At 58.0% G+C, this 9,575-nt stretch carries 10 protein-coding genes; all 10 read right to left on the reverse strand.

The features are described 5' to 3' along the window. Window positions 1-16: 16 nt before the first annotated feature. Window positions 17-577, reverse strand: coding sequence for a tetratricopeptide repeat protein (locus tag J7400_RS14385; protein WP_209064481.1), 561 nt, complete (start codon window positions 575-577; stop codon window positions 17-19). A 24-nt stretch (window positions 578-601) separates the two neighbouring features. Next, entirely contained in the window at window positions 602-1,576 is a 975-nt protein-coding gene (locus tag J7400_RS14390; RefSeq protein WP_209064483.1) for a type II secretion system F family protein, read from the reverse strand. Between the two features lie 12 nt (window positions 1,577-1,588). Beyond that, window positions 1,589-2,557 (reverse strand): type II secretion system F family protein, encoded by a 969-nt coding sequence (locus J7400_RS14395; RefSeq protein ID WP_209064485.1) that lies wholly within the window; start codon window positions 2,555-2,557, stop codon window positions 1,589-1,591. Between the two features lie 6 nt (window positions 2,558-2,563). After that, on the reverse strand, window positions 2,564-4,036 hold the full coding sequence (locus J7400_RS14400) for a CpaF family protein (protein ID WP_209064487.1): 1,473 nt from the start codon (window positions 4,034-4,036) through the stop codon (window positions 2,564-2,566). A gap of 14 nt (window positions 4,037-4,050) precedes the next feature. Further along, window positions 4,051-5,289 carry an AAA family ATPase gene (locus tag J7400_RS14405; protein WP_209064489.1) on the reverse strand — a complete coding sequence of 413 codons (1,239 nt, stop codon included), beginning with the start codon at window positions 5,287-5,289 and terminating at the stop codon, window positions 4,051-4,053. Window positions 5,290-5,588: 299 nt separating this feature from the next. Next, window positions 5,589-6,242 (reverse strand): OmpA family protein, encoded by a 654-nt coding sequence (locus J7400_RS14410; protein ID WP_209064491.1) that lies wholly within the window; start codon window positions 6,240-6,242, stop codon window positions 5,589-5,591. A 14-nt stretch (window positions 6,243-6,256) separates the two neighbouring features. Continuing rightward, window positions 6,257-7,654, reverse strand: coding sequence for a type II and III secretion system protein family protein (locus J7400_RS14415; RefSeq protein WP_209064493.1), 1,398 nt, complete (start codon window positions 7,652-7,654; stop codon window positions 6,257-6,259). A 252-nt stretch (window positions 7,655-7,906) separates the two neighbouring features. Then, the gene (gene cpaB / locus J7400_RS14420; protein ID WP_209064495.1) at window positions 7,907-8,776 is read right to left on the reverse strand and encodes a Flp pilus assembly protein CpaB; all 870 of its coding nucleotides are present in this window, start codon (window positions 8,774-8,776) and stop codon (window positions 7,907-7,909) included. 212 nt (window positions 8,777-8,988) lie between these two features. Next, on the reverse strand, window positions 8,989-9,189 hold the full coding sequence (locus tag J7400_RS14425; protein ID WP_209064498.1) for a hypothetical protein: 201 nt from the start codon (window positions 9,187-9,189) through the stop codon (window positions 8,989-8,991). A 94-nt stretch (window positions 9,190-9,283) separates the two neighbouring features. After that, entirely contained in the window at window positions 9,284-9,496 is a 213-nt protein-coding gene (locus J7400_RS14430) for a hypothetical protein (RefSeq protein ID WP_209064500.1), read from the reverse strand. Window positions 9,497-9,575 lie beyond the last annotated feature (79 nt).

Genomic DNA, 9,575 nt, shown 5'->3' on the forward strand with positions numbered 1-9,575 from the left:
CTGCTCGTGCCTTCAACTATGGTGTCTGACGGATGAGATAGTCACTGCTGCCCCGTCGAACCAACTTATATTCTTGTGGTTTTTCGTCAGCATAGCTGGGTTGATTCGATTTTGCGAGCGCTAAGCGCAAATTATCCCGGATTGCGTCACTTTCGCCATTGTCCAGCGCATAGGCCCGTCTGAGGATCTGTTCGGCCTCGGCGTTTTTGCCCTGTTCCATCAGCGCAACGCCGAGATTGTTCCAGGTTTCGGGGTTTGTGTCGTCTGCCTGCGTGGCCTCGCGCAGCATTGTTTCCGCCTGTCCCAGACGCCCCATGACCAGATTGGCAGTGCCAACAGCAGAGATCACCTCGGGCGTGCGGCCCTGATCCACGGCGGCGCGCACAAAGGCGTCCATGGCCAGCTCGTATTCGCCCGCATCCATCAGGCGCCAGCCCACAAGCAAACCGTCGACCGCTGGTTCAGAGCGGTCCACGGCGGGCGCATAGGGGCTGTCTTTGGACGCCCCAAGGCCGCCCGTGTCACAGGCGGCCAGTGAAAATGCTGCGATAAGGGCGCAGGCCCGAAAACCTGTCATCTTTTTGTTTTTGCTCGTTTTGCCTTATTGGCCGAGCTGCGTGATCCCGATCACGGATGGGCTGACCAGAATGATCAACAGCGGCGGCACTGTGAGCATCATTGTGGCCAATGTCATCTTTGTTGGCAACTTGTTTGCCGCCTCTTCCGCCCGCATCACACGTTTGTCACGCATCTCCCCGGCATAGACCCGCAGGGCCTCGGCGATGGAGGTACCAAAGGTGGCCGATTGGATCAGCACGGTCACAAAGGAGGACACATCCTGCACGCCGCAACGCTCGCCCATGTCAGAGAGCACCTGAGATTTGTCCTTACCGGCTTTCATCTCCTGCGCGACGATCTGAAATTCCTGGCTGAGCGCCGGATAGGAGGCGCGCAACTCGGCCGCAACGCGGACGATAGATTGATCAAGCGACTGACCGGCTTCCACACATACCAGCATCATATCGAGGCTGTCGGGAAAGCCTGCGGTGATTTCCTCTTTGCGCTCTTCAACGCGGCGGGTCACCCAGTATTTCGGGAGCATGTAGCCTGCCGCACCGGGGCCAAGGGTCCAGAGCATCATATCGGTAGTGCTGGATTCCGGGGTTTGCTTCACAAAAATGAAGTAGCTCACACCCAAGATCAGACCGCCGATGCCCAGAAGAAACTGTGCCAAGTGATAGGCACGCACCGCGTCGCGGGAGGGGTAGCCTGCCTGCATCAGTTTGAGGCGGACAGAGCTCAGTTCCTCTTCGCTTTGAGGTTCCAGAAAGGCTTTGTATTTGTCGAGTTTGGCGTTGGCGGCCTTGCGACGCAGCTTGTCCTGTTGTGAGTTCTTGGTGTCTGTCTTGCCGCTTTGTGCGCGCTTGAGCTTTTCGATGGGGTCATCCTGACGGGCGACCATCATGGCAAAAACCAGCAGGGCAAAGAAGCCGCCAAGCACCAGAACAGCGAGAAGGGGACCTTGGGGACCGATCATGTCGGTCAACATCAGGTTCAAGGCTTCCATAGTGGTCATAGTGGTTTCTCCTCAAACTTTGATGTTGGTCAGGATTTTCATCACGATGAGGTTCAGGCCAAGGAACATGCCCACGGCGATACAGCCGGGAATGTAGAGCCAGTGGTCTTTGACTTCGTCGTAGTAGTTCGGGTCCATCACGTTGATCACGATCAGCGCCAGAACCGGGAAGGCGGACAGGAATTTGCCGGACCATTTCGCCTCGGCGGTGATGGCTTTCACGCGGCGGAACAGGCGGAAACGTGCGCGGATCACTTTGGACAGGCCGGCGAGGATTTCTGCGAGGTTACCACCGGATTGCTGCTGGATGGTCACGGCCACAGACAGAAAGCGCATGTCCTGCATGTCCAGACGTTCGGCCATATCCTTGAGCGCGTCGCCCATGTCGCGGCCATAGGCGGCCTCATCGGCGATCACGCCAAATTCGGTGGCCAGCGGGTCTTCGATTTCCTTGGACACGATCTGAATGGCGGAGGAGAACGGGTGGCCCACCCGCAGGCTGCGCACCATAAGTTCGATGGCGTCAGGCAGCTGCTCTTCGATCAGAGAGATGCGTTTGTTGGCCTTCATCGACACCCAGGTGAAGACGCCGCCAACCCCCATCATCACACTGATGGCGGCGCGGGTCACTGTGCCTGTTTCCGTGCCAACGGAGAGACCCACAAAGGCAAAGATGGTGAGCGCGACCATGATCAGGATCAGCTGTTGGGGCGAGAAAGCGATGGCCGCCTTTTGGGCCTTTTCAGCCAGCACCGAATAGAGCGGGATGCCACGGTTTTCGGTGTGCTGTTTCATCTCCTTGCGGAGCTGTTCCAGCACCTCTTCGCGCTTGGCGCCCTTGTCGAGCATTTCAAGGCGGCGGTTGACGCGGCTGTTCAGGCTGATGGATTTGCCAAAAACAGTCAGGTAGATGCCTTCGACCAAAACGAAGACACCCACAAAGATAAGCCCGTAGACAATGAGTTCGGGTGAGAATGGCATGTCGTCTTACCCCGCAGACGGTTCGTAAATTTCAGGTGGCAGGTCATAGCCCCAGAGGCGGAAGCGCTCGGAATAGTGGCTGCGCACGCCGGTGGCGGTGAAGTGACCGATAATCTTGTTCTCCGGCGTCAAGCCGGTGCGCTGGAAGCGGAAGATTTCCTGCATGGAAATCACGTCGCCCTCCATGCCGGTGATCTCGGTGATGGAGGTCATCCGGCGCGAGCCGTCCTGAAGGCGGGAGGCCTGCACGATCAGGTTCACCGCCGAAGAAATCTGGCTGCGCACCGCTTTGATCGGCATTTCGATCCCGGCCATGGCGATCATGTTTTCCAGACGGGAGATACCATCGCGCGCGTTGTTGGCGTGGATCGTGGTCATGGAGCCGTCGTGGCCGGTGTTCATGGCCTGCAGCATGTCGATCACTTCTTCGCCACGGGTCTCGCCCACGATGATGCGGTCAGGACGCATCCGCAGCGCGTTTTTCAGACAGTCGCGCGGGGAGACCTCGCCTTTGCCTTCCACGTTGGGCGGGCGGCTTTCCATCCGGCCCACATGGGTCTGCTGCAGCTGAAGTTCCGCCGTATCCTCGATGGTGAGGATGCGTTCGGCGTTGTCGATAAAGGAGCTGAGCGCGTTGAGCGTGGTGGTCTTACCGGAACCTGTACCACCGGACACAATCACATTGAGACGCGTGGCCACAGCGGCCTGAAGATAGGCGGCCATTTCTTCGGAAAAAGCGCCAAAACGCACCAGATCGTCGATGCCCAGTTTGTCTTTTTTGAACTTACGAATGGAGACCAGCGAGCCATCCACCGCAATCGGGGAGACCATGGCGTTAAAACGCGAGCCATCGGCCAAGCGGGCGTCCACATAGGGGTTGGATTCATCCACCCGGCGCCCCACGGCGGAGACGATTTTGTCGATGATGCGCAGCAGGTGGCGTTCGTCTTTGAACACCACATCGGTCAGCTCCAGCTTGCCGGCGCGTTCCACGAAGATCTGCTTGGGGCCGTTCACGAGAATATCGTTGACGGTTTCGTCCTGCAGGAGGGTTTCCAGTGGACCAAGGCCTGTGACCTCGTCATACAGTTCCTGAAAGACCGTCGTGCGCTCTTCGCGGTTCAGGACAATGGCCTTTTCCTGCAGCACTTCGGTGGCAATCGCCGTGATTTCCGAGCGCAGTTCCCGCTCGGAGGCTTTGTCCAACGCGGCAAGGTTCAAGTTGTCCAGAAGCTCGCGGTGCAGCTCCAGTTTGATTTCCCCAAGCCGCTCCTTGCGGCGGCGTTCCTTATCGCCCGCGACCACTTCGCCAGCGGCCTGCTGCGCCATCGGGCGGCGCATGATCTTTTTGGCTTCGACCGCAGCTTCCGGCGCTGGGGCCGTGGGGGCAGGCTTTGCAGCTTTTTTCTGCGCGGCGGCCGCCTTTTGGGCGACTGCGGCGCTGGGCTTGGCGTCGGCTTTTTTATAGCGGGAGAACATGGGGTGATCCCTCTTTAGGCAGCTTTGTCGTCAGATTGATCGAGCGCATGCAGGCTGGTGGCCAGTTTGGCGATTTCCTTGCGCAGCGGGTTTTTGGCCGCTGAGACCGCGAGGGGCTGGCCGTGGTCTGAGGCCTGCGCGATCTGCTTGCCGCCGTCCGGCAGATGCAGGTCGATGGAGATGCTCAGGCTTTCGGCCAGACGTTTGACGCGGCTTTTGCCCGCCAGATCAGTGAATTTCGGTGCGCGGTTCATCACGTAGCGCAGCTTTTCAAATGGCAGATCTTCGGCCTGCAAAGCCCGTTTCAGGCGCATTGCGTTCTGGGCGGAGCGCATGTCGATTTCCATGGTCGCAAAGTAGACATGGGCCGCCTGCAGAACGACTTCGGACCACTGCACAAGCGTTGAGGGCATGTCCACGATCACGTAGTCATAGTGCTTGCGCGCCATTTCCAGCACCCGCTCGATGTCCTCAGGGCCGACCAGATCCAGCGGAATGATGTCTGCGGGCGCGGTGAGCACATGCAGGATGTCCTCGTATTTCTGCAGCGCCTGACCGAAGCTGTCGCTGTCCATGCTTTCGGTATCGGTGATCAATTCAAAAACCGAGTCCGGGCGGGGCAGATCCAGGTAGGTGGACATGGTGCCAAACTGCAGATCGAGATCGACCAGGCAGACGCTTGGCGTTGTGTCCCCAATGGTTGCCAGTTCCCAGCCGAGATTGGTGGCCAGAGTGGTCGCGCCGGTGCCGCCTGCAAGACCATGCACGGCGATCAAAACGCCTTCGCGGGATTCCGAGGAGGCTGACAGGGTGACTTTGCTTTCCGGCCCAGCGGCTTTGGCGGTTGTGGTGGTGCGCAGCTTTTCGATGGCGGCCTGAAGCTCGCCCGGTGGCAGCGGGTAGGGAATGAATTCGTCAGCGCCGTGGCGCAGCAAATGGTGCAGGGACGCGGGCGTAACATCCTCTGCAATCAGAAGCGTGCGGATATTGCGATTGCGTGCCTCTGTGATGATGGCTGTCAGCTCGTCCAGCGCGTCTTCATCCATGTCATCAATCGCCAGAGCAATGAATTCCAGATGTTCGGCATCCGGTTGCTCCATGAATGGAAGCGCGTCTTCAAACCCCAGGTCGCCCCATTGCTCCCCAAGTGCCTCTTCCATGTCCACGATCAGAAGCTCAAAATTCTGCACATCCCGGCAAATTGTGCATGCCAGGATCGGACTTTGATCAGTTTGCAGCGGTTCGCTACTCATATTCAGCCTCTAGTTCGCTTGCGCTTGACGCGCGTGATGTTGTGCAGAGGTGCCCACCTCGTTCAGCGTTTGGACTTCAGGGAAGCCCCCAGTGCCGCGAATCTTCGCAAGGGCACTTTGCCTCAAGAACGAACATCCCCCTCAACTGGGGCAACATTGGGGCCAAAAAGCCGAAATTGTGCGGAATTGTGCGACGATCAGCGGGTGGGGCGGGGATCGTTTCCCAAATAAAACAAAGCCGACCCAAGGGCCGACTTTGTGTAAGGTGTTGTTTTATTAGCGTCTTTGGGCGCTTTGCGTTATTCGCCGCCACCAGAGACCGCGAGGCCGGAAATTGCCGTCGTCGGGAGGGCGCTGTTCACGTATTCGCGATAGACAATCTGGGCGTATTTTCCGTCAAGCACGGTGGGGTGGCGATCCACAAAACCTGTAACTTCGGTCACGGTCCGGCGGTTCTGGCGTTCGCGGCCCTGGCTTACGACGAGAGGCTGGGTTTTGCCGAGAGAGACAACCGCTTCAAGCCGATCGGTGCCGATGCCCTGTGAGCCGAGGTAGGTCACAACGGCACGTGCGCGACGCAGGCCGAGCTGTTTGTTGTAAGCGCTGGAGCCCACCGCGTCTGTGTGGCCATAGACCTTGAAGCGCACTTCAGGGAACTGTTTGATCCAGACTGCCTGCTGGCGCAGGATTGCGCGGGCCTGTTCGTCAAGTTCCGCGCTGTCAAAGCGGAAGTTCACCATATCCGGCACTTCTTCGGCGAAACGGTTGGCGAGGCTCAGGACGTAGCTTTGATCGCCATTCTGGATGCCGAGGTTATTGACGGTGGCCTGGCCAAATGTGCCGCTGTCAACGACGGAGCCAGCTTCGCGGAACCAAGACGGCACGGCGCTATTATCGCCGTCAGAACAGGCGGCTGCGAGGAAAAGAGTGAGGATTGCTAGTTTCTTCAACATGTCGCGTCCTTCCCTTAATCCATCACGTAGCCGTAAGAGCCGTTGAAATCCTGCTTCGCCACTTCACCCGCAGCACCGGTTTGTTTCTTGGTATTGCTGGTCACATGGCCAAAGAGGAAGAGTTCCTGCTCTGTGGGTGGCTTGATCCGATCTGTGGGCAGCGCAAGCGCTTCGCCACGGGTGGGGGTTACAAGATGGGCTGTTACAATGATCACCAGTTCAGACTGTGAGCGCTGATAGTCGGCGCTGCGGAACAGGGTGCCCAGAACAGGGATGTCGCCGAGCCAAGGCACCTGGGCATTGTTGTCAAGAAAGTCATCTTCCAACAGGCCTGCGATGGCAAAGCTTTCCCCGTCGCGGAGTTCAACGGTAGTTGCGGCTTCGCGACGTGTGAAGGCCGCGATGTTAAGGCCGCCAGCCACGATGCCGTTTGCTGTATCCAGAGCGGAGACAGCTGTTGCCAGTTCCAGATTGATCAGATCGCCGTCGACCACACGTGGTATAAAGTTCAACTCGATGCCAAACGGCTTGAATTCGACGCTGACTTCGCCGTCTTCACCGGGGCTGGGAACGGGATATTCGCCGCCCGCAAGGAAGCTGGCCTCTTGCCCGGAGAGTGCTGACAGGTTGGGCTCTGCCAACATGCGTGTCAGACCTTTGCGCTCCAGGGCCTGAATCAATACGCCCACTTCGAATGCACCGATGTCCAGATTAAATAGGCCAGCGCCGGTGGAGCCAGTCGAAACTTGGACGCCTCCTCCTTCTGCAGGAGGCAACAGGAATTGACCGGTTTCGATAATGTCACCTGAGCCGGAGATCTGAAGGCTGGTGCCCAAAGCCTTGGACACACTGCGCTGCATCTCGGCAAACCGCACTTTCAGCAAGACCTGCTGTACGCCACCAACAACCAAAAGGTTTGAAACACGCTCTGGCGCATAACGCTCCGCCAGATCCAGGGCGCGTTGAAGGCGTTGCGTAGAACTGACTGTGCCCGACAGGACGATGCCATCATTGGCGGAGCGCACTTCGATTTTCTCGTCGGGGAGAATTTGGGTCAGGCGCTCTTTAAATTCGCTGAGGTCAGGAGATACCTGAACCTCGACATTTGTGATCAGCCTGCCGGTTGCATCAAGCAGGGTGAGCGTTGTGATCCCCGGAGATTTGCCAAGCACATAGATTGTGCGGTCCGACAGGGAAGAGATATCTGCAATTGCCGGATTGGCAATTGAGAGCTCTGCAAAGGGAACGTCGCTTTCCACCACAACGGCGCGGTTCATCGGCACGCCAAGTGAAGAGTTTGTACCGCTGCGCACCACCCGAAGGCTTTCCGCAGCAGTGGAGGTCGCCATAAGCGGCATAACCCCAACGGCAACGCCCAGAAGGGTCGCGCCAATAAGTCGTCTCATAATCATTGTGACCTGCCTCTCGATCACGCCTCAGTTCGCGGGTCTTTTGCCCACAATTGGCAGCACTCTGCGCCAGTTTGGTAAATATTGCAAGAATCAATGACTTTGGCGGGCTTGTTGATGTGTGGGGCTGTGTGCAGGCAGACACATTCCATCCGTTAGACGTGTGTCGCCTAGGGCCACACAAGAAAAAGGCGCCCGCGATCTGGGGCGCCTTTGAATTGGACTGGAACCGCTGACCAGCCTGATGTTTCGGGTTTAGTTTGTGCAGGGGATCGGGATGGTGGACACATTCCCGCCCTTGCGTGTTTTGATGGAGCACACGCGTTCCGGCTCTACCTGAACCACCTCGCGCACTTCCGGTTCGGGCGCATCTTCGATGCCCAGCAGGCGTTTCTGGTCGACTTCGATCACTTCGGCGACCGTGTCATCCCCAGCGCCCACAAGCGAGAGAGACAGGCGGCCAGAGCTTTGCGCAAAGTTCAGCGCAGGCACCTGATCGCTGGCAACGGCGACCGTCACGGTGCGGGCGATGCCGCCGCCTTCCATTTCTTCGTTCACGGACTGATCCACGGCAATCAGTTTGACATTGGGCTTGATGAGCTTGGTAAAGTCGCCACGGCGAGAGATGTCGTTTTCGACGCCGCCGGTCCAGTAAACATCCACGCGGTCGCCTGGGCGCAGCAGCCCGGACACGCCGCTGGTGACGTCGACCTTGATGGTGAAGGCGCGCTCGCCTTCCTTCAGGCGGGAGCGAATGCCGGCTTCCTGACCCGGTTCGGTCAGCTTCGCCGCGATCAGGACTTCGCCTTTCTCCATGGTGCGCAGGACAACACGTTGCTTGTTGTCGCCGTCAGGGAAGATCTCATCGGCGTTTGTGAACATGCCCTCTGGCATGGCGGCTTTGGGCCATTTGGTGCGGCGCACGTCTTTGAGGGCAAGCTTCTCGCCAAACTTCATTTGGCGCGCGACAATAAAGCCATCCACCAGCTCGACGGTTGGCGGCGCGTTTTTACGGGCCAGCTCGGCCTGTTTGTCGATTTCCTTGATGTAGTTTTGTGCCATGTAGACCGCGAATCCCGCGATCCCCAGACCGAAAAGCAGCACGGCTGCAAAGATACCACGCATGGGTCCCACCTCGTGTTTGTGTCGTTGTGCAAAGAAGGCGCACAGACTGGTTCACGAATGACATTGCTTGGCAAATGTGGCGAATTCAGGGAGCCAAAGGACAGGTTTCGTGACGTCTCTGTATGAAGTGCGCCAGATGCTGACTGGCAAAAACAAACAGGCGACCAAATTGGACGCCTGCTCAGCCATAAAAGCGTGCCAGAGGCACAGTTTTACTGTGTTGGGACTGCCGCGCTGGTCGCGTCTGCGGCATTCAGGGTCACCGCTGCAGCTGTTACCGGCGCGCGCGCCGCAGACTCAATGGCTGCAAAAACAACGATCGCAAGTCCAATAATACCTGCTGTCAGAACGACCCAGTCAACTGTGACCGCGCCCGCTTCATCGTTTTTAAAAGACTTCATAGAACGGATCATTTAATTCCTCGCCGACTGTTGAGATGTCATCAAATTGATAGGCCGGGCGCCCCGCTTATCGCAGTGCGCCCGGCCTATGAGCGCTCTTCAAGAATTAGTTGGAGCTGCTGGTTGTTGCGATGGTGCTGGTTGTTGCGTCAGCAGAGGTCAGTGCCGCGGCTGCTTCGGTGGTCAGGCCGGAAGTGGTGGTTTCGATTGCAGTGAATGCTGCAACGGCCAGGCCAACAACGGCAGCGGTCAGAACAACCCAGTCTACGGTGACTGCGCCAGCTTCGTCTTTGCGGAAGTTTTTGATGAACTTGATCATGGGATTTCTCCAGTAAAGGGGGGCAATAGAGCAGGGCGAGGCCCTTTAGGCTGTCCTGCTCCTATGAGAAGCTCTCAGG

Source organism: Shimia sp. R9_2 (assembly GCF_017743735.1).
Lineage (GTDB): Bacteria > Pseudomonadota > Alphaproteobacteria > Rhodobacterales > Rhodobacteraceae > Shimia.